This is a genomic window from Paenibacillus sp. MT124, assembly GCF_058792755.1.
Genome location: NZ_CM179500.1, coordinates 202,086 through 220,888 on the forward strand (window position 1 = coordinate 202,086; position 18,803 = coordinate 220,888).

Below are 18,803 nucleotides of genomic sequence, written 5' to 3' on the forward strand. Positions count from 1 at the left end.
GGGGGCGTTTATGGATTCGACGGGGATAGTTCGAGCATGGGTAGCGGGTAGTGGGGACGCGTCCGCTTCATCAACGCTAAAGCCTATTAAACGGCAAACAACAAAACAACTACGCTTTCGCAGCCTAAGAAACTGTGTGCGTGCTTCTAACCTGCATCGCCCATGTGACAGGATTAGGGGCTAACAAGTAGTGGGATACGCTGTCACATCTCCGCCTGGGGTGTGCTGAAGAAGACAATCAGGCTGACCCAACGTATAGCCGGTTACGGGGCGATACTCGGGTGACATCAAAACTGTGACTACACCCGTAGAAGCTTATGTGTCGTTATCTTCGGACAGGGGTTCGACTCCCCTCGCCTCCATTAGAGCGAAACAAGAAAGCCATCAACTAGTTGTTCTGGTTGGTGGTTTTTTATTTTATATTATATTAACCGAAAATGAATGAAAAGGTGGATGAATTCAAGATGTTTGTAGATCGAAAGCAACTCCAAGAGATACTAAAAAAGGCTAATCAACATGCACGGAAGCAAGCCAAAGAATCGGGTGCTTCTATTTATTATATTAAGAATAACAGACGTATACGTGAAGACGCAGAGGGAAATAAATTTGAAATTATTTTTAATTCAACAGGAGAAAGGCAGGAATTTGAATACCATGAGTGATACAAAGCCAATCATGACGATCCTAGGTAGATCAAGTAGACAATCACGACAGGATTAAGGGAATTTAAAAAGTTCCCTAGAATGTACTAAGGAACTAATTTCTCATAAATCCTTGATAACCTCTACATATCGATCAAACTCGGTTTGACTCATTTGATCACTCATCTGCAAAAGGATATTATCTTGAGCATAGGCATGCGAATTAGGCATTAGCGTTGATTTTCCAGTTTCCTCGTAAAAATCCTTCAGTTTCTCAAGATCCGTTTTATTCTCAAACAAGAATAGATAACCACCCTCACCTTCACCCAAGGCCGGAACTAAAAAGGGTTGCTCGTCTATAAGCCCTAGGTTAGCCAATACATGATCTTCACTGAAAGACTCCGTTGGAGCTTCAATCTCAAGTCCAGCCTCTCGGAACTTGGTGACAATATCATCAAGAGTAATCGCAGACTCACACTCACTCGAAGAACAAGCAGCAGTTATACATAGGATTAGGCCCAATAAGAAAACCAAACCGGTATATTTCCTCAAGTCATTCACCCTCCTGTAAAAATATGAAGTATGTATAGTCTACCATAATTGGATTTTATTATTTAGAAAATGGACTGCATATATCTATATCTACTCTAGATTCTTAACTCCGACAAACTAGCATACCTTTTACAAGTGCCTCTTAACTTGAATTTTGCTTCGCACAGAAGAGTCATTTATAATGAAAAGCTAAACTAGACTGCGTTAGGAGGAAACAATGGATTTTATCAAAAAACAACTAGACGGAACGGGCATGAGTGAACAAACCATTGGCATTCTTTCAAACATGATCATGGTTATTTTTATTGCGGTGGTCTCCATCCTGGCCAATTATATTGCCAAAAAAATCGTGCTGAAGACGGTTCATCATATCGTCAATAACAATCGGTACAAATGGGGCCATATCATTGTGGAGAAAAAGCTGTTCCACAAGCTGTCGCATCTCGTGCCAGCCATTATTATCTATTATTCTGCTTATGTCTTTCCATCCTATCAGGCCCTGATTGAGAAGGCTGCAATGACCTACATGATTGTCATCATGATTACGGTCTTCAATGCCTTACTTAATGTATTTGATGACATCTATCGCACGTATGAAGTCTCCAAGATCAGGCCGATCAAAGGGTATATCCAGGTCGCCAAGATTATTCTGTTCATCATCGGGGGCATTATCGTCATCTCAAGCCTTATCGGTCAGAATCCATTAATCATTCTCAGTGGGCTTGGAGCGTTATCAGCGGTGCTGATGCTGGTCTTCAAGGACTCCATTCTGGGCCTTGTGGCAGGCGTTCAATTATCGTCGAATGACATGGTGCGGGTTGGCGACTGGATTGAGATGCCGAAGTATAATGCAGACGGTGACGTCATCGACATCACACTAAATACGGTAAAGGTTATGAATTTCGATAAAACGATCACGATGATTCCGAGTTATGCCTTGATATCGGACTCGTTCAGGAACTGGAGAGGCATGCAGGTATCCGGCGGCAGAAGGATTAAGCGAAGTGTCTTTATCGATACGAGCAGCATTACCTTTTGCACCGAAGAAATGATTAAGGAATTCCAGAAGATCCACTACCTTACGGATTATATCGATACAAAACTAAATGAGATTAACGAGTACAATATGGAGCATCAGATTAATACGGAGAGCAAAGTAAACGGCAGACAGCTCACGAATGTGGGGGTATTCCGGGAATACATCCATCAGTATCTGAAAAATCATCCGAAGATTCATCAGGATATGACGTTGATCGTGAGACAGCTAGCACCGGGAGACAACGGACTGCCACTCGAGATCTATGCATTCAGCAATGATATCACCTGGGGGGTGTATGAGTCGGTGCAGGCCGATATCTTTGACCACATCTTTGCCGTGGCGCCGACGTTTGGTCTTCGTGCTTTCCAAAACCCAACGGGTCACGATATCGTTCAGCTTAAGGAAAGCCCGCAATTTTCACGTGGCTACTAAAATAGGAGTACCAAAGATACTTAGTTCAGCTCATATGCTTAATGAAGGCCTGTACCGTCTGGGACGAATTGATTCATTCGTGCATGGAGGGGTAGAATAAACGAGAGGGACTAACTATTTTCCATTCGTTTTGTATACCTTTTTAGCAAAGGAGAGTCTTCAGATGAATCATCAAATTCCGGAATATACGTTGAATGATGGCTTGAAAGTACCGGCAATCGGGTTTGGTACCTATAGCTTAAAAGGTGCAGAAGGTGTTAAATCCATCGTATCTGCGCTGGATGTGGGTTACCGATTAATTGATACGGCCTATAACTATGAGAACGAGGCGACAGTCGGAAAGGCCATCAAGCAGAGCTCTGTTGCGAGAGAAGAACTGCTGATCTCTTCCAAACTGCCTGGGCGTTATCACGATTATAAGAAGGCAATCGCAGCCATCGAGGAATCGTTATACAGGGCAGACCTGGATTACTATGACCTATATCTGATTCACTGGCCGAATCCGAAGCAGGATAAGTATGTAGAAGCCTGGCAGGCACTCATTGAGGCGAAGAAACGTGGATATATCCGCTCCATCGGAGTTAGTAACTTCCTGCCTGAACATAATGAGCGTCTGATTAAGGAGACTGGGGTAACCCCAAGTCTGAACCAGATCGAGCTGCATCCGTTTTTTGACCAAGCCGAGCAGCGAAAGAAGGATTCGGAGCATGGTATTGTCAATGAATCCTGGAGTCCTATTGGCCGCGGTAATGATGCTGTGCAGGATGTGGTGAAGGATGAGAAGATCCTCCGCATAGCGGAAGCTCATGGCAAAACGGGAACACAGGTCATTTTGCGCTGGCATACCCAGCTGGGTTCTATTCCAATTCCGAAAGCAGGCTCCCTTCAACACCAGAAGGAAAATATCGATATCTTCGATTTTGAGCTGAGCGAGCAGGAGATGGAAGTGATCTCGTCGTTTAATCGTCAAAATGGACGGTTATGGGGACAGGACCCGAGCGAATACGAAGAATTTTAAAAGGTTATAACGAAGACGCGTGTCTCCCTGTAAGGTGAAGGGAACGTGTATGTTAGAATTTGGCCTCCTATTCTGCAGAGATGCAGGTGGGAGGCTTTTTGGTGTGCGCTGATTAATTCGTTGATCCGATCGAAGGGTCCTTTTTCAGGAAAGTGGACCGTTCATATTTCGATTCGCCATCAATGCTCCAATATGATCTTGATCTTTTGCCTGCATGTGCAAATCCTGTGCCGGATAAGGAAATATCAAATTTTAGATATCTCAGCAAGAATGGAGGATAGCCATAATGGCGGTCAGGCAGTACCTTTATGAAGAGGGCTCAGCACCAAGGGTCCGACATCTTACACGAAACATGGGGGGACGTGAAGCGATGAAACGGTCATGGAGAAAGCGGCTGACGATTGGAATCTTCCTGATGATGGGAATCACTATCCTTGCAGGCTGCACAGGAGACAATGGAAACGCGGGTGGGGCAGAGGGAGACGGCCCTACACCAATATCGATCTGGATGTCGATGAACACGAATGCTTCCATTACGCTTAAGAGTATGAATGAAATCACGGCAATTAAGGAATGGGAGAAGAAGACCAACACCAAAATCGAATTCCAGCATCCTGCGGTGGGTGCCGAGACCGAACAGTTCAATGTCATGATTGCCTCGAATCAGCTGCCTGATGCCATGTTTGTAAATGGAGATTACGCCAAGCTGTTCAATGATGGTACCATCATCCGTCTTAACGAGCTCATTGATGAATACGCTCCCAATTTGAAAAAGATATTGGATGAGAACCCGGAGGTCGCCAAACAGTTAAAAGCAGACAACGGCGATATCTATGCCATTCCGCATCTGCGTCTGGGGGAATACAAAACCTTCGGCGGTACATTCATCCGTCAGGATTGGCTCGATGAGCTAAAGCTGGAGAAACCGGAAACGCTGGAAGAATGGGAAACCGTACTTAAAGCGTTCAAAGAGAAAAAAGGCGTGTCCGCGCCTCTGTTGTTCGGTGCACCGCCTAAAATGACAACGATGGGGCCCGCAGCACCGACCTATCTGGAAGCCTATGGGATAACCAACAATGTATTTATGAGAGATGGCAAAGTAGTCTACGGACCAATTGAGCCGGAATACAAGGAATTCCTGACGATGTTCCATCGCTGGTATCAGGAAGGGCTGATCGATCCCGACTTTGCCACCAATGACCAAAAAACATATGACGCCAAAATTTTGAGTAGTCAGGCAGGTGCCTTTTTCACCTTCATCGGTGGAGGTGTTGGCCGCTACCTGCCCGCTCTGCAGGAAACCGACCCGAACGCCAATCTGACAGCCGTCCAATATCCTGTGTTGAATAAGGGCGATGAACCGATGTTTACCGGACGTTCCTGGGAGTGGAGCAGCAGCGGCGTCGTGATCACCAATAGCAACAAACATCCGGAGGAAACGGTCAAAGCGCTGGATTACTTCTTCAGTGAAGAAGGGCATATGCTGAAAAATTTTGGTGTGGAGGGCCTGACGTATACGATGAAGGACGGTTACCCGACCTATACCGATGAGATTTTGAAAAATCCAGATGGATTGTCGGTTGCCCAAGCGATGGCCAAACATTTTATAGCCAACTATCCCTTCGTGGGTGAAGATGATGACCGGTACAATGAGCAGTACTATCAGCTTCAGCAGCAGAAGGATGCCGCGATTCTCTTCTCCAAATACAGCGAGAATACACTCAAGGTGGGCCTTCCTCCAACCAGTCTGACAACAGAAGAATCCACGGAATACAGCAAGATCATGAGCGATATTGGAACGTACCGGGATGAAATGCTCGTCAAGTTTGTCATCGGGGTCGAGCCGATTGAGAACTTTGACAAGTACGTCGACCAGATCAACAAGTTTAACGTCGACCGGGCCATTGAAATTCAGCAGGCTGCGCTGGACCGCTATAACGCCAGATGACGAAGAGGCTGTCCGTGGGAAAGCCCACTTTTTACCTCACGGATGCTCTCCTTCGAATTGATAAGGAAGGGGATGGAAAAGGTGTCGCACAAGCTTTCCTTGTTATGGCTTAATTACAAAAAGAATAAAGCGATCTATTGGATGGCTCTTCCCGTTGTTTTGTATTTTCTCATCTTCAAATATCTGCCGATGTATGGAGCGATCATTGCATTCAAGGATTATTCGGTGGGCAAAGGCATATGGGGCAGTGATTGGGTGGGACTGCAGCACTTCCGGGACTTCTTTCAGAGTTACTATTTCTGGCGGATTTTGAAAAACACCCTGGTGCTGAGCTTCTATCAACTGTTGTTTGGATTCCCAGCACCGATTCTTCTTGCCCTTCTTCTCAATGAGCTTCGCAACGAAATATTTAAGCGTACCGTGCAGACCGTCTCCTACATTCCGCACTTTATTTCCATCGTGGTCATCTGCGGCATGATTGTGGATTTCTCATCCCGGGATGGACTGTTTAACACCATTATTGAATACTTTGGCGGCCAGAGCAGTGCGCTTCTCAGTGATCCGGCCAATTTCCGTACCATGTATACCGCTTCATCCATCTGGCAGGAGCTTGGCTTCTCCAGCATTATTTATCTGGCTGCGCTTAGTGGAATCAATCCCGAGCTGTATGATGCTGCGAATGTGGATGGGGCAAGTCGCCTTCGCCAAGTCTGGCATATTACGTTGCCCGGCATCATTCCGATGATTCTTATTCTGCTGATTCTCCGTATTGGTGGACTAATGGAGATCGGTTTCGAAAAAATCATTCTGCTCTACAACCCGAACGTCTATGACACGGCGGATGTCATCTCGACATTTGTGTACCGTAAAGGGATTAGCGAAAGTGCTGAGTTCAGCTATACAACCGCGGTAGGGTTATTCCAATCGGTCATTAACTTTACACTGCTCATTGGTGCCAATCGCCTGTCCAAGGCGATATCCAATACCAAGCTATTCTAGTCAGGAATGAGGTGAAGGAGGGGAGTTCAGATGAGAATAAAACGATCGCTTGGGGAGCGACTGTTTGGTGGTGCCAACGCCATCCTGATGACAGGCCTGATTATTGTGACCTTGTATCCGCTGCTGCATGTACTGAACGCATCGTTCAGTGATTCCGATCAGCTAATGGCCCATAGAGGTCTGCTGCTCTTTCCGAAAGGACTGACACTGGAGAGCTACAAGCTGGTTCTCAGCAACCCGAACATTCTGTCCGGGTACCGAAACACCATATTCATCGTCGTGGTGGGTACGGCACTGAATCTGTTATTCACCATTCTGGGAGCGTATACCTTGTCTCGCAAAAGCTTCATGCTTCGCAACCCGATCATGCTGGCGATCGTGTTTACGATGTTTTTTAACGGGGGAATCATTCCATCGTATCTATTGATCAACAACACGCTTCATATGGGGAACAGCCTGTGGGCACTGATTATACCTGGGCTGATCAGCAGTTATAATCTCATTATTATGCGGACTTCGTTTCAGGAAATCTCGGAAAGCCTGCTGGAATCGGCACGTATGGACGGGGCGGGAGAGATGTTAATCCTCTGGCGGATCGTAGTGCCGTTATCCATGCCTGTGATTGCAGTGATGATTCTCTTTTATGGAGTTAGCCATTGGAATTCTTGGTTCGGTGCAATCCTGTACATCCGGGATCGAAATCTGTTTCCGCTTCAGCTGGTACTGCGCGAAATCCTCATCCAGAACAGCACGGACTCCATGACGACAGGGGCGTCAGCCGTGGACAAAGAGGCGATCGGGGAAAGTGTAAAATATGCAACGGTTATGGTTGCTACGCTTCCGATTTTGTTTATCTATCCTTTTCTGCAGAAATACTTTGTCAAAGGTGTTATGATCGGAGCAATCAAGGAATAAATCAGTCGTAGGCCATGCCAAACCACCATGTGAGGAGGAGACTCATGAAGAAGAAAAGCATCCTGCTGTCCTGGAGCATTTCTTACATGGTCATTCTGCTCATCCCGATTGTGATCGGTGCCGCTGTATTTGCCGAGTCTCGCATCTTGCTTGAGGAAGAAGTGAATCGCTCCAACATGGTGCTGCTCTCCCAGGTGCAGGAGACGATCGATAACCAGATTGGGGATATTGGCAGCATCAGCAATCAACTCATGGCCGACTCTCAGTTAACGAGCTTTATTAATCATGCGTCTGAACAGGATGGCCGGTGGCGGTTAATGGGACTTGAACTAATCAAAAATCTGAAGTCTACACGCGTCGGAAACGGTCTAATTAGCGAACTATATATTTATATTAAGGACGCAGATGTTGCCTTGTCCTCTTCTTCACTTATTCAGAAGACCTATCTGTATGACATGTTCTACAAAGGCACGGATGTAACCGAGGAGGCGTGGACCGGACTTATGCACGATACCGACACCAGCAGGTTCAGGAAAATGGCGATTCGGAGTGAGGATCGGCGCATTGAAGATACACTTGTCTACCTGCAGCCGTTCCCCATCCAGAGTGCTGCGGACAGTCCTGCAACCTTCGTGGTCAATCTTGACCCGAATCGGTTCCAACAGGCGATTGATAATGTCCGTTTGGAAAAAGAGAGCACGGTATTCATCCTGGATGATGAGGGGAACACGTTGTTTTCCACAGGAGGTTTTGAAACCCCTTTCAAAATAAATGGAGATCTGAATTCCGGGCAAGATTCAGGAGTCAGCACCGAGACGATCGATTGGAACGGTGAATCCGTCACCATGTCCCAGATCTCTTCCAAGGTCCAGGATTGGAATTATGTATCGATTATACCTACCCGGATCTATGCCAAGAAACTAACGGTCATTCGCAATATTACGATTGGAGGCGTGGCAGCTGGGCTTCTGCTGGGCGGGGTAGCGGCCTGGTGGTTCACCAGGAGGAACTATCGTCCGCTGGGACGGATCATGAACATTATCTCCGATAAGGTCAAATGGAAACTGGAGCAGCCGGACGATGAATATGGCATTTTGCAATCCGTACTGGTCCATGCCTGGGAAGAGCAGGATCAATTCGCGAGCAGGCTTAAGGACCAGCAAAACGTAGTACGGAGCAATGTGCTTGCCAAGCTGATGAAGGGCAGGGTTCAGGCAGGTGATGAGTTTGCATCAACGCTGGAACGGCTTGGTATTCACTTCGAGACTCCATCGTTTGCCGTACTGCTCCTTCACATTGAAAATGTGGATGGGTTGTTCCGGACCAAAGTACGCGAGCAGGACCAGGAGGAGAAAGAACAATTTGTGCAGCTCATTCTGACCAATGTGCTGGAGGAAATGATAGGCCCCATTGGCCAAGTGTTTTCGGCAGATATTGATGGACGGATTGCATTTCTCATCAACATTCGGGCAGATGAGGAGAATATTGGATACCGGCTAATTAGCGCCATTGAGGAAGCCCAGCGTTTTATCGGATCACGGTTTTGCGTGTACTTTTCGGTGGGGGTAAGCGATGTTCATCACGGCATTGCAGCGATTGGAGACAGCTTTCGGGAATCGGAAGAGGCACTGGAATATCGGCTGATATTGGGGATCGGGCAGATCATTGACCAAAACCGGATTCGCAGGCCGAAGGAGGAATTATATTATCCTCTCGATCTGGAGAGACAGCTCATTAATTATATCGCGACAGGCAATTATGCCCGTTCAACCGAAGTGATGAACGAAATTCTCATGACCAATTTTACAGGAGAGCCCTTGTCTGTTGAACTGGCACGCTGCCTGATGTTTGAGTTAATCGGTACCATTCTGAAAGCTACGGAACAGATCAAGTCAGATGACCAGAACGAGATGACGCATCGTAATGATCTGATTCGGCAATTGTTTGCATGCGAGACGTTTGAGGAGATTGAAGCCGAGCTGCTGCGAATACTGGAGACCGTCTGTCAGATGGTGAATGAACGCAAGCGCTCCCGCAACGAAGAGCTGAAAGACCAGCTGATTGAATTCATTGTAGAGAACTATGCAGACGTCAATCTGGGTTTGACCCATTTGTCGGAACGCTTTCGCTTCCATCCAACCTATGTCTCCAAGTATTTTAAGGAGCAGACTGGAATCAACGTGATCGATTATATCAACCAATATCGCATTGAACAATCCAAGAAAATTCTGCAGGCAGAGGAAGGGACCATCCAGGACGTATCCGAGCGTGTAGGGTTTCTCAACAGCAATTCATTCATTCGTGTCTTCAAAAAGTATGAGGGCATTACGCCTGGCCAATATAAGCAAAATAGCAAACTTGTTCAACATGAAGGATGAACAAATAGATTCATAGAGGAGGACTTGTTCCATGTGGAAAAATGCCATTGAAGATGCACTCCAAGTCACGAGAAGCAATATTGACCGGTTTGGGGAGCGATTTCCCCATGTAAGTAACGGGGATGAGCATTATGTGCTTAATGATAACACGGAGTGGACGGCAGGTTTCTGGTCAGGCATCCTTTGGCTGTGCTCAGAATACACGCAGGACCCGCTGTATCGCGAGGCAGCTGTTAGAACCGTCGATAACTTTCGGATGCGCATGGAACGGAAGAGCATTTTTGACCATCATGACATAGGTTTTCTCTACTCGTTGTCCTCCAAGGCCCAATGGATCGTGGAACGTGATCCTGCTGCACGTGACCTTACGCTGGAAGCTGCAGATATGCTGATGAAGCGCTGGCGTGAAGAGTCAGGCCTGATCCAGGCTTGGGGACGCAAGGGCGATGTGAACAACGGAGGTCGTATTATTATCGATTGCCTGCTTAATCTTCCATTATTGTTATGGGCGTATGAACAGACTAATAACGAAGAATATCGGCGAGTCGCCAAACTCCATGCGGAGAAAAGCCGGCGTTTTCTGGTTCGTGGAGATGATTCCAGCTATCATACCTTTTATTTCGATCAGGCGACTGGCGAAGCCATTCGCGGAGGGACCCATCAGGGGTATAATGATGGCTCAACATGGACACGCGGCCAGGCATGGGGGATATATGGTTTTGCGTTATGCAGCCGATATCTGCAAAGTGCAGAGATGTTCGAGACAGCGAGGCGTCTCGCCCGTTACTTCATTGCCCATGTACCGGAGGATCATGTAGCCTATTGGGATTTTGATGCACCACAGACCTCCGAAAACAAGCGTGACAGCTCTGCATCCGCTATTGCTGCGTGCGGGATTCTGGAGATCGCCGAGAGATTGGATCCAACCGATCCGGAGCGTCAGTTCTTCCTGGACGCGGTGCAGAATTCAATGGCGTCCCTGGTACAGAATTACTCCACTCACGGGTCCACAACCGAAGAAGGCTTACTCAAGCATGGTTCCTACTCCGTAAGAGGGGGAGAATCACCGGATGACTATGTCATCTGGGGCGATTATTTCTATCTCGAAGCATTGATGCGTTTGGAACGAGGCATTCCTGGATATTGGTATGACCGGAGATCGAATGGTAGGCAATAATGCAGGGTGTACAAAAGAAAAAGCAGCGATTCTTCCCGACGGGGGAGAGTCGCTGCTTTATTTTGCTTCAATAGTGGAATTCGTATTGAATACGTTCGGTTACATTTACATTTTTGGAGCAAGCTCAATGGCAGAGCGAATGGCTGCCAGCATGCTTTTATCATCGGCAATGTTTTTACCAGCGATATCGAAGGCCGTACCATGATCAACGGAAGTGCGGATGATGCCGCCTTTTAAGCCAACGGTGATATTCACGCCTTCTTCGATGCCCATCACTTTAATCGGTGCATGTCCCTGATCGTGGTAGCAAGCAACTACGATATCGAAGTCACCGCGGCCTGCACGGAAGAACAATGTATCTGCAGGGAGAGGACCAACCACATTAATGCCTTCCTGCTGCGCACGCTCGATACCTGGCTGCAGTTTTTCTTCTTCTTCACCATTGCCGAACAATCCGTTCTCGCCGGCGTGTGGGTTAATGCCGCATACCGCTACACGTGGATTCTCGAAGCCTGCTTTTTTGAGTGTATCGTGAGCAAGCTTAACTACCGTGTAGGTTCTTTCGGGATTGATGCTGGTAATCGCATCGATCAAGCCCATGTGTGTTGTCAGGTGAATAACCCGCAGGTTTGGCGTCGTCAGCATCATGGAGAAATCCTGCGTATCAGTTAGATCGGCCAGAATTTCGGTATGTCCCGGATACAGGTGACCACCTTGGTGCAAGGCCTCCTTGTTCAGAGGAGCAGTGCAGATGGAGTTGATTTGCTGTTTTTTGGCTAGATCAATAGACTTGGCCAGGAATTGAAAGGCTGCGTCTCCCGCTACGGCAGATACTTTTCCATATTCGAGATCGGCAGGAACCAGATCCAGATCAATGACATCCACTGTGCCGAATTCATACTTGGCTTCCGAAGGCTCCTGAATAGCGTTGACTTTCAAGCTTGATCCAATGACGGGCAGAACGCGTTCCAATATTTTTGCATCACCAATAACGAGTGGGTTGCAGTTGTCGTAGACCTCCTGATGGCCTAGTGCCTTCATAATAATCTCGGGTCCGATACCTGCTGCATCGCCCATGGTAATTCCAACTGTGGGTTTCATACTGGAATCCCTCCTTTTAATTTTTCAATCGCATGGATGAAGACTTCTGGTGTGCCGAAGCCTCCTGCTTTGGTAATGACATGTAAGCCTTCTATTCCGATAAACTTGGATATTGGAACACCAATCTCAAGTTCGTCCAGCAGCTCGAAGCCGCTAATATTCCACTTCATGCAAATTTGCTTGGCAGTGTCTCCACCGGTCATGGATACACCCTTGAAATTGCCTTCTTCAAGCAATCTGGCACAAATCTCGCCCATAGCCCGTACGATTTCGTTGCTGACCTCGGTATGATCCAGACCGCGGGCTTCACCCGTGGCACGTGCCAGTTCAATATCAACCTGCTCTGCCGTGGAATACAAGACAACGTCGTGGCCTGCAAGAGACTTGGTTTTTACTTCTTTATACACACGCTCCATTTCCTCTGTCCGATCAGTTGCAGCGGATACGGCTTTGAAGGAGTGGAATGCAACAGAGGAAACGCTGGTCTGTCCCAGCAGTTTCTTCAACTGAGCACGTGAGTTTTTGTTTACACTGCCTACGACAGTTAGAATGGGTCCAGAGTTTCCCGGTATAGTCAGTTCCGTTGATTTACCCTCCAGACTGTAGTGCCCGGGAAGATAATTGGCAATCCCTGCAGAGCCTGCCCATGCAAAGGTGTACTCCAGTGCGCTGGTCATTTGCAAAATTTGCTCCAGATGCAGTTCCTCCGTCGAATCCACAAGCACGTATGGAATGCCATTTTCTTTGAACTGGGTTAACTTCTTCTGTATATGGTCTCTGCCTGCTTCCAGATCGGATACGTTAATCTCACCTATTTCATATTTCGTCTGTAGCTTCAGCAGTTCCGGAAGGTACGAAACAGTTACAGGTGTTTTGGGATCGTTTGAGATCTCAGTGTCTGCCAGTGGAATTCCGTTCAGGTAATGTACTCCACTTTGGATCGTACGATTGTTTTTCGGATAACCTGGTGCGATCATCATGAAATCCGGTTTAATCACGTCGTACAGTGCATCAATCTCAGTTCCAATGTTACCACGCATGGTAGAATCCATTTTTTTAAAGATGGTATCGAATCCGTTTCTCGTCAGAAACTCCGCTGCGTTACGAACACGCTGATAAGCTTCATCCGAGGCAATGGAACGGCTGTCCGTGTCGAAAACAACAGCATCGTAATGACGAATGTTATTCTCGTCCATGTCGAATAGCACACTGGTTTTCAAGCCATGACGGGCAAGCTGGACCCCGCTGTCATTGGCACCAGTCAGATCATCTGCAATAATGGCTAATTTCATGCTGTTCTCGCCTCCTTGAGCAAAAAAAGTGAATTCATGTCCGGTCGTTATAGGGCTACATCCATTTATGTGGTCGGTCTTTGATTGTATTTTTCGACGCCGCCTGATTTCTCCAGCCGTTTGGATAGGAAACCAATGAAGATCGGCAATAGAATAGCGGTGGTTACAACACTTGCTGCAATCTGTACGGTAGCAATTTCAGCAATTGGGGCAAAAGAAGCATTCGCAGCCACGATGGCAGCAGGTGTACCTACAGCGTTACCCGCTGTGGAACCTTCCGAAGCTCCGACGATGGGATTCCAGCCAATGGCTTTGAAGAGCAGGTAGCCAACGCCGCCAGTGATCAATACTGTAATTACACCGAGCATGATGCCGCTTAGTCCACCTTGAATGATAGACGAGAAGTTGATTCCCATACCGAGTGAAAAGGCGAAGAATGGAACGAGCTTGTCACTGCCTTTGTGCAGCCATTCAGCCAAGCTGCGATCCAGGTTACCAATAACCACACCGACGATCAGGGGAAGCAGTACCGCTACAAAAGCCATCGGGGAGAACATGCCATTGGCAAAGCCCATCGCACCGAAAATAGAGAGTGCAACCATGGTAAGAAAAGGTCCATCGCTGAGCGCGAGGAATGGATAAGCAGCCTTGTCATCCTCTTTGCCGTATTGTCCGGCTAGTGCGATGTACAGCCCGCCGTTGGAATTCGTCATCGCAGCAATAATGGCAAGTGGTGCCAGACCAAGGAATAATCCATTGGAATCCGCGAAGAAAATGGCGATCAATCCTAATATTGCACCAACAGCCCACTTGAACACAAGCAGTGTAATACCTTTACCGACAGATGAACCGGCTGTCTTGAACGTGATTTGTGTTCCGGCAATCAGGAGGAACAAAGCGATCAGCGTGCTTGAACTGTTAACGAACAGGGCTTCGGTAAATCCGCCAATCCGCAAGGCATTGGGGAAGAATGTGTTAATCGTTGCACCAAGTAACAGCGGGACAACCATCATACCGCCAGGAATACGATCTAATGTCGCTTTAATGTTCATAGTAGTAGCTCCTTTGAGTGAGTAATCGTTTTCATGAAGCGCTTGCAGGAACTATCTTAACGCAGATTGTTTATTTTAGCAACATTAATTTGCTGTAAATTTTAAGTAATCACTAAAGTGTTTAATAATGCAACACATTGGGTGATAAAAAAAGCACAAACTTAAAGATTATTCTTTAAGTTTGCGCCAAAGTGTGGCTCGGTTAATCCCCAGGCGATCTGCAGCCTTGGATTGATTATTGTTTTCCTCCTGCAGAACGTGTTGAATAATTTCCTTCTCGATCTCTTTCAGCGTACCGTTTAACCTCATCGTGTTTGTTGCGGACTGATGATTAAGCAGGCGGGACAGCGTATCTGTCGAGATCACATAATCCTGCTCATTCAGGGCAGCCTGTTTGATAAGATGCTTCAGCTGGCTGACTGTCATCTGTGGAACCTGCTCCAGAATTAACTGCAGTGCATCCTCTTTGATCTTCACCGCAGCGGTTCCATACTTATGATAATAGTCGGTAAGGAACTGCTGGATCAGTGGAGCCAGATCCTCCAGCCTGTCCGCAAGACTTGGCATCATCATGGTACTGAGCTCGATATCAAGCGTCCAATACGGATTCAAGGGCTCTTCTCCCAGAATGAATACACCAATCTGCCTGTTTAGACAGGTTTGAATGAAGGAGGTCACCTCTTCATCATGGAGCCGCTGTTCGATACGATTCAGCTCCACGTTGCGGACCTTGGAGAGCGGTATTTTATGCAAATGACCGGCAGGTACCTGCGACAGGTCTATTTGCAGCAGCAGTCCACCGCTTGAGTACATCTGATGCATGTGTTTTACCAGAAATGATTTGCCTGAATCCGCATGTCCGAGCAGATAGATGGGTTCGTGATTTTCATATAAAGCCTGAATGTTGTTCAACATCACCTGCATGGCTGGCGATTCGGCAACAATGGGCTCGATGGATATATCCGTGTAGGTGGTTATGCCGAATTGTGCAAACTGGTAGGGCTGTCCTTTTTCAAGTGTGTAGACTTTATAACCCTTATTATTCAGCGTTGTTTCATGGGCCGTTACCGTCAGCTGATAATCGTCGACCATGAACATATGTTGAACCTGGGATTGCTCAAACTCCAGATTGGTGTTAATCAAATGAATGTAATTATCCGTCAGTGGGTTCTGTTCGAAGTCTGTCAGGTTCTCAAATACAATATCATTCCGGTCATCTAAAATAAGCAGATTGGGGTGTTCCTGTCTGACCAGGTTATTCAAAATGACTGAAATGGCTTGGTTCTTGCTCAGATAGCGAAATACCAGCTGGGCATCTTCAAGCGCGCGCAGAATGGCTTCCTTGCCTGACTGGATCAGTAACCCTTCGAGCCCATAGGTTCTGGCGGTATCTACGGTGATCACATCTCCAACAATCTGACGGTATCCGGATGCTTTCAGCTCCAGCAGCAGCCTGGCGACATCTTCGGAACTGCGAATCGTGTATACCTTGAGGGGCAGGTCCATCAGATCAATAATGGACTGTGCACCTGATGTGATATTCGAAAAGCCAACGATGGCCGTTTTGCCGTTAAACTGGCTGGCGAGAGTCAAGGAACGAATCATGTCATATCCCGAGAGCTGTACATCAATGACGGGAATCGTGACGGCTTCCTTAATCAGCTGTGCAGTACCCCCACGGCTAATGATAATTTCCGCCCCGTTTCGTTCGGCTTGTGAAGCCAGTTCGGCCCCCTTCGCCAAGTCGCCCACATCGCATTGAATCGATAATTGAGGAAACTGGGGAATGCATTCTTGTATAATGGTAGTCATGGATTCGTAAGGAGCAATGATATGAACTCGTGTACGCATAATGTTCCTGCCTTTTATAGAAATCTCATTTCATGGTTCCCTTATTATAGCCAACTTACGAGAGATTGGCATCTTTGCTCTAGAAGCTTTAGGTGCAGGATCGCAGAGGAGGGATAAGCCATGCTGTTTGCTGCACTACGACCTTGTGATAATTATCACGGAAGTTCGGAATCCATTTTTTCAAAATGAATACATAAGCATCAACGATGGAAAGGGAAGAAAGGAGCGTCATGCGATGTCAGCATTTCGTGAAGCGGTAGAGCAGGATCATATCATTCAATGCGTGGTTAATGAGTTTACGTGCAGAGTGCTCTGGAGCGAAGGTCGTCCATGTCTGGAGTATCAGCATGAGGAGGACCTGAAGCATATTACGGCATATGTTGAGGAAAACTTTGGTGTAGAACTGCTGGATGTATTCTTTACCGCGGTAGAGAGTCTCCCCGCCTGATCCTGATAGCCTTACCATAAAAAATGGATAGTGCAGATTAAGAGCAACCATCAGCAGGAGCTGATGGTTTTTCATTTGGGAAATACCGACCAATCCAGGGTAATGAAACCTCGTTCTTGGAATTCATGTATTATAGGGTATATGTAAACTTTTCGGAGGAGGATCACAGGAATGGGAATCTTATCGAGGTTTAGGGACGTGATGAAGGCCAATGTGAACAGCTTGCTGGCTCGGGCGGAAGATCCGGAGAAGACCGTGAATGAATATATGCGGAGTCTGAGCAGTGATCTGGGACAGGTAAAGGCAGAGACGGCGGCCGTTCTGTCGGAGGAGAGCAGGGCGAAGCGAGCTTTGGACGAATGCAGCGCTGAAATGAAGAAATTGCAGCGGTATGCAGAGAAGTCGGCAGAATCAGGCGATGAAGATAAGGCCCGGAGTTTTCTGGAGAAGAAAGTGAAGCAGACGGAGAAATGGAACCAATTACAGGCAGCGTATGAGCGTGCCTCCGCGAAAGCCAAAATGATGAAGCATATGAATGAGAAATTGGTAGCAGACCTGGGACAATTGGAAGCCAGACATACCGAGCTGAAAGGCAGAATGGCAGAGGCGAAGGCCCAGCAGCAGGCCAATGAACGGAATGCTTCAGCAGGAAAAGCAAACGCGGCTTTTCAGGCGATGGAAGAGAAGGCCAATCAGGCTTTGAATGAAGCAGAGGCACTTGCCGAGCTCCGGGCAGGGAAGCAGGAAGATGATCTGGATGAACTTATTGCGCAGCTGGAGAGAGAAATGAACGCGGAAGCGGGTAATAGTGACAATACAGCTCTCAGTGCGGAGGAAGAACTCGCAGCAATTCAGGAGAAGCTAAAGAATAATTAGGATGGATCCGATTATATTTCATTAATATTGAGGTGAGCAGATGCCAGTTATTGAATACAAGTGTCCCAACTGTGGCAGTGGTATGGTTTTTGACAGCGCGACAGGTTCATTATCCTGCCCGAGCTGTGGGCGGCAGGACAATATTGAGCAAATCCCTGACCCGCTCAAGAAACAGGTGTTCACGGAAAATGAAGTGAAGCAATATCACTGTAACAGCTGCGGCGCGGATATCGTCACGGAACCGGAGACAAGTGCAACCACGTGCAGCTTCTGCGGGGCAGCTGTTGTGCTGAGCGACCGGCTGACGGGTGATCTGGCACCCGTCATGGTTATTCCTTTTTCCATCAGTAAGGAGCAGGCGAAGCAGGCATTCAAAAAGTGGTGCCGGAACGGTCTGCTGACGCCGAGCGGATTCATGAGCGCAGACCGGATTCAGAATATTACCGGGATGTATGTGCCGTTCTGGTTGTATGAGTTACATAACAAAATCGAAGTTCACGGCCGCGGAACCAAGGTGAGAACCTACACGCAGGGCGACTACCATTATACGGAGACACAGCATTTTGATATTTACCGGAAAATCCGGCTCAACTATGTGAATCTGCCTATTGATGCTTCGGAGAAAATGAAGGATGAGCTGATGGATAAGCTGGAGCCGTTTCCCTATAACCAGCTGAAAGAATTCAAGACCCCGTATCTTGCGGGATACATTGCAGAGAAATACAGCTACACCGATGAAGAGTTATATCCGCGGGCCAAGGAGAAGACCCGATCTTATATTGATTCATTTATCGCTTCAACCGTATCCGGTTATAACAGTGTAAGTTACACGGACAAACAAATCGATACGACACTTAAAAATGCAGACTATGTGCTGCTTCCCGTATGGATGGTCTATTACGATTTCAATCGTGCCCAATATACCTTTGCCATGAATGGTCAAACGGGAAAAGTGGTCGGCAAACCTCCCATTAGCAAAGCCAAAGTGGCCGGATGGTTCGCCGGCGTTTCCGCCGTGTCCTTATTGTCCTTGAAACTGATCTCCTGGATGATGGGAGGTGGGTTCCTGTGAAACAGGTCAAAC

16 protein-coding genes and 1 other RNA gene are annotated in these 18,803 nt (G+C 47.3%); 12 read left to right on the top strand and 5 right to left on the bottom strand.

What is annotated here, in order from left to right; all coding sequences use genetic code 11:
* Both ssrA and AC3RCI_RS00990 read left to right on the top strand, forming a co-directional pair.
* Nucleotides 1-365, top strand: a transfer-messenger RNA (tmRNA) gene (gene ssrA, locus AC3RCI_RS00985).
* A 99-nt stretch (nucleotides 366-464) separates the two neighbouring features.
* Nucleotides 465-662 carry a hypothetical protein gene (locus AC3RCI_RS00990; RefSeq protein ID WP_154896773.1) on the top strand — a complete coding sequence of 66 codons (198 nt, stop codon included), beginning with the start codon at nucleotides 465-467 and terminating at the stop codon, nucleotides 660-662.
* 102 nt (nucleotides 663-764) lie between these two features.
* On the opposite strand, the gene AC3RCI_RS00995 is transcribed toward AC3RCI_RS00990, so the two are convergent.
* A complete protein-coding gene (locus AC3RCI_RS00995; RefSeq protein ID WP_492527302.1) occupies nucleotides 765-1,193 on the bottom strand; it encodes a stress protein in 429 nt (142 codons plus the stop codon).
* Between the two features lie 217 nt (nucleotides 1,194-1,410).
* On the opposite strand from AC3RCI_RS00995, the gene AC3RCI_RS01000 reads away from it, so the two are divergent.
* The 7 genes from AC3RCI_RS01000 (at nucleotide 1,411) to AC3RCI_RS01030 (ending at nucleotide 11,099) form a co-directional block, all read left to right on the top strand.
* Nucleotides 1,411-2,664 (top strand): mechanosensitive ion channel family protein, encoded by a 1,254-nt coding sequence (locus AC3RCI_RS01000; RefSeq protein WP_492527303.1) that lies wholly within the window; start codon nucleotides 1,411-1,413, stop codon nucleotides 2,662-2,664.
* Nucleotides 2,665-2,827: 163 nt separating this feature from the next.
* Nucleotides 2,828-3,682 (top strand): aldo/keto reductase, encoded by an 855-nt coding sequence (locus AC3RCI_RS01005; protein ID WP_492527304.1) that lies wholly within the window; start codon nucleotides 2,828-2,830, stop codon nucleotides 3,680-3,682.
* 370 nt (nucleotides 3,683-4,052) lie between these two features.
* Entirely contained in the window at nucleotides 4,053-5,630 is a 1,578-nt protein-coding gene (locus tag AC3RCI_RS01010) for an extracellular solute-binding protein (protein ID WP_492527305.1), read from the top strand.
* Nucleotides 5,631-5,702: 72 nt separating this feature from the next.
* Nucleotides 5,703-6,629, top strand: a complete 927-nt coding sequence (locus tag AC3RCI_RS01015; RefSeq protein WP_227779990.1) for an ABC transporter permease — start codon at nucleotides 5,703-5,705, stop codon at nucleotides 6,627-6,629.
* A 30-nt stretch (nucleotides 6,630-6,659) separates the two neighbouring features.
* Nucleotides 6,660-7,544, top strand: coding sequence for a carbohydrate ABC transporter permease (locus tag AC3RCI_RS01020; protein WP_492527306.1), 885 nt, complete (start codon nucleotides 6,660-6,662; stop codon nucleotides 7,542-7,544).
* A gap of 44 nt (nucleotides 7,545-7,588) precedes the next feature.
* Nucleotides 7,589-9,922, top strand: coding sequence for a helix-turn-helix domain-containing protein (locus AC3RCI_RS01025; protein ID WP_492527307.1), 2,334 nt, complete (start codon nucleotides 7,589-7,591; stop codon nucleotides 9,920-9,922).
* Nucleotides 9,923-9,953: 31 nt separating this feature from the next.
* The gene (locus AC3RCI_RS01030) at nucleotides 9,954-11,099 is read left to right on the top strand and encodes a glycoside hydrolase family 88 protein (protein ID WP_492527308.1); all 1,146 of its coding nucleotides are present in this window, start codon (nucleotides 9,954-9,956) and stop codon (nucleotides 11,097-11,099) included.
* A 105-nt stretch (nucleotides 11,100-11,204) separates the two neighbouring features.
* On the opposite strand, the gene pdxA is transcribed toward AC3RCI_RS01030, so the two are convergent.
* The 4 genes from pdxA to AC3RCI_RS01050 form a co-directional block, all read right to left on the bottom strand.
* Nucleotides 11,205-12,200, bottom strand: coding sequence for a 4-hydroxythreonine-4-phosphate dehydrogenase PdxA (pdxA, locus tag AC3RCI_RS01035; protein ID WP_492527309.1), 996 nt, complete (start codon nucleotides 12,198-12,200; stop codon nucleotides 11,205-11,207).
* A complete protein-coding gene (locus AC3RCI_RS01040; RefSeq protein ID WP_492473468.1) occupies nucleotides 12,197-13,492 on the bottom strand; it encodes a four-carbon acid sugar kinase family protein in 1,296 nt (431 codons plus the stop codon). The genes pdxA and AC3RCI_RS01040 overlap by 4 nt, the downstream gene beginning before the upstream one ends.
* A 65-nt stretch (nucleotides 13,493-13,557) precedes the next feature.
* Complete coding sequence (locus AC3RCI_RS01045; protein ID WP_095293059.1) at nucleotides 13,558-14,544, bottom strand: 2-keto-3-deoxygluconate permease; 987 nt, start codon at nucleotides 14,542-14,544, stop codon at nucleotides 13,558-13,560.
* A 168-nt stretch (nucleotides 14,545-14,712) separates the two neighbouring features.
* Nucleotides 14,713-16,395 (bottom strand): PrpR N-terminal domain-containing protein, encoded by a 1,683-nt coding sequence (locus tag AC3RCI_RS01050; RefSeq protein ID WP_492527310.1) that lies wholly within the window; start codon nucleotides 16,393-16,395, stop codon nucleotides 14,713-14,715.
* A 235-nt stretch (nucleotides 16,396-16,630) separates the two neighbouring features.
* On the opposite strand from AC3RCI_RS01050, the gene AC3RCI_RS01055 reads away from it, so the two are divergent.
* The 3 genes from AC3RCI_RS01055 to AC3RCI_RS01065 all read left to right on the top strand — a co-directional run bounded on the left by AC3RCI_RS01055 (nucleotide 16,631) and on the right by AC3RCI_RS01065 (nucleotide 18,791).
* Nucleotides 16,631-16,843: a hypothetical protein gene (locus AC3RCI_RS01055; RefSeq protein ID WP_193724462.1), complete on the top strand. Its 213-nt coding sequence runs from the start codon at nucleotides 16,631-16,633 to the stop codon at nucleotides 16,841-16,843.
* A 171-nt stretch (nucleotides 16,844-17,014) separates the two neighbouring features.
* Nucleotides 17,015-17,719, top strand: a complete 705-nt coding sequence (locus AC3RCI_RS01060; RefSeq protein ID WP_492527311.1) for a PspA/IM30 family protein — start codon at nucleotides 17,015-17,017, stop codon at nucleotides 17,717-17,719.
* Between the two features lie 40 nt (nucleotides 17,720-17,759).
* Nucleotides 17,760-18,791, top strand: coding sequence for a TFIIB-type zinc ribbon-containing protein (locus AC3RCI_RS01065; RefSeq protein ID WP_492527312.1), 1,032 nt, complete (start codon nucleotides 17,760-17,762; stop codon nucleotides 18,789-18,791).
* Nucleotides 18,792-18,803: the final 12 nt, after the last annotated feature.

What these genes read in the sequence shown, in the direction of transcription:
- AC3RCI_RS01040 (WP_492473468.1), bottom strand. Translation starts at nt 13,492, where the DNA reads ATGAAATTAGCCATTATTGCAGATGATCTGACTGGTGCCAATGACAGC.
- AC3RCI_RS01015 (WP_227779990.1), top strand. Translation starts at nt 5,703, where the DNA reads ATGGAAAAGGTGTCGCACAAGCTTTCCTTGTTATGGCTTAATTACAAA.
- AC3RCI_RS01020 (WP_492527306.1), top strand. Translation starts at nt 6,660, where the DNA reads ATGAGAATAAAACGATCGCTTGGGGAGCGACTGTTTGGTGGTGCCAAC.
- AC3RCI_RS01055 (WP_193724462.1), top strand. Translation starts at nt 16,631, where the DNA reads ATGTCAGCATTTCGTGAAGCGGTAGAGCAGGATCATATCATTCAATGC.
- AC3RCI_RS01010 (WP_492527305.1), top strand. Translation starts at nt 4,053, where the DNA reads ATGAAACGGTCATGGAGAAAGCGGCTGACGATTGGAATCTTCCTGATG.
- AC3RCI_RS01005 (WP_492527304.1), top strand. Translation starts at nt 2,828, where the DNA reads ATGAATCATCAAATTCCGGAATATACGTTGAATGATGGCTTGAAAGTA.
- AC3RCI_RS01030 (WP_492527308.1), top strand. Translation starts at nt 9,954, where the DNA reads ATGTGGAAAAATGCCATTGAAGATGCACTCCAAGTCACGAGAAGCAAT.
- AC3RCI_RS01065 (WP_492527312.1), top strand. Translation starts at nt 17,760, where the DNA reads ATGCCAGTTATTGAATACAAGTGTCCCAACTGTGGCAGTGGTATGGTT.
- AC3RCI_RS01050 (WP_492527310.1), bottom strand. Translation starts at nt 16,395, where the DNA reads ATGCGTACACGAGTTCATATCATTGCTCCTTACGAATCCATGACTACC.
- AC3RCI_RS01000 (WP_492527303.1), top strand. Translation starts at nt 1,411, where the DNA reads ATGGATTTTATCAAAAAACAACTAGACGGAACGGGCATGAGTGAACAA.
- pdxA (WP_492527309.1), bottom strand. Translation starts at nt 12,200, where the DNA reads ATGAAACCCACAGTTGGAATTACCATGGGCGATGCAGCAGGTATCGGA.
- AC3RCI_RS01045 (WP_095293059.1), bottom strand. Translation starts at nt 14,544, where the DNA reads ATGAACATTAAAGCGACATTAGATCGTATTCCTGGCGGTATGATGGTT.
- AC3RCI_RS01060 (WP_492527311.1), top strand. Translation starts at nt 17,015, where the DNA reads ATGGGAATCTTATCGAGGTTTAGGGACGTGATGAAGGCCAATGTGAAC.
- AC3RCI_RS01025 (WP_492527307.1), top strand. Translation starts at nt 7,589, where the DNA reads ATGAAGAAGAAAAGCATCCTGCTGTCCTGGAGCATTTCTTACATGGTC.
- AC3RCI_RS00990 (WP_154896773.1), top strand. Translation starts at nt 465, where the DNA reads ATGTTTGTAGATCGAAAGCAACTCCAAGAGATACTAAAAAAGGCTAAT.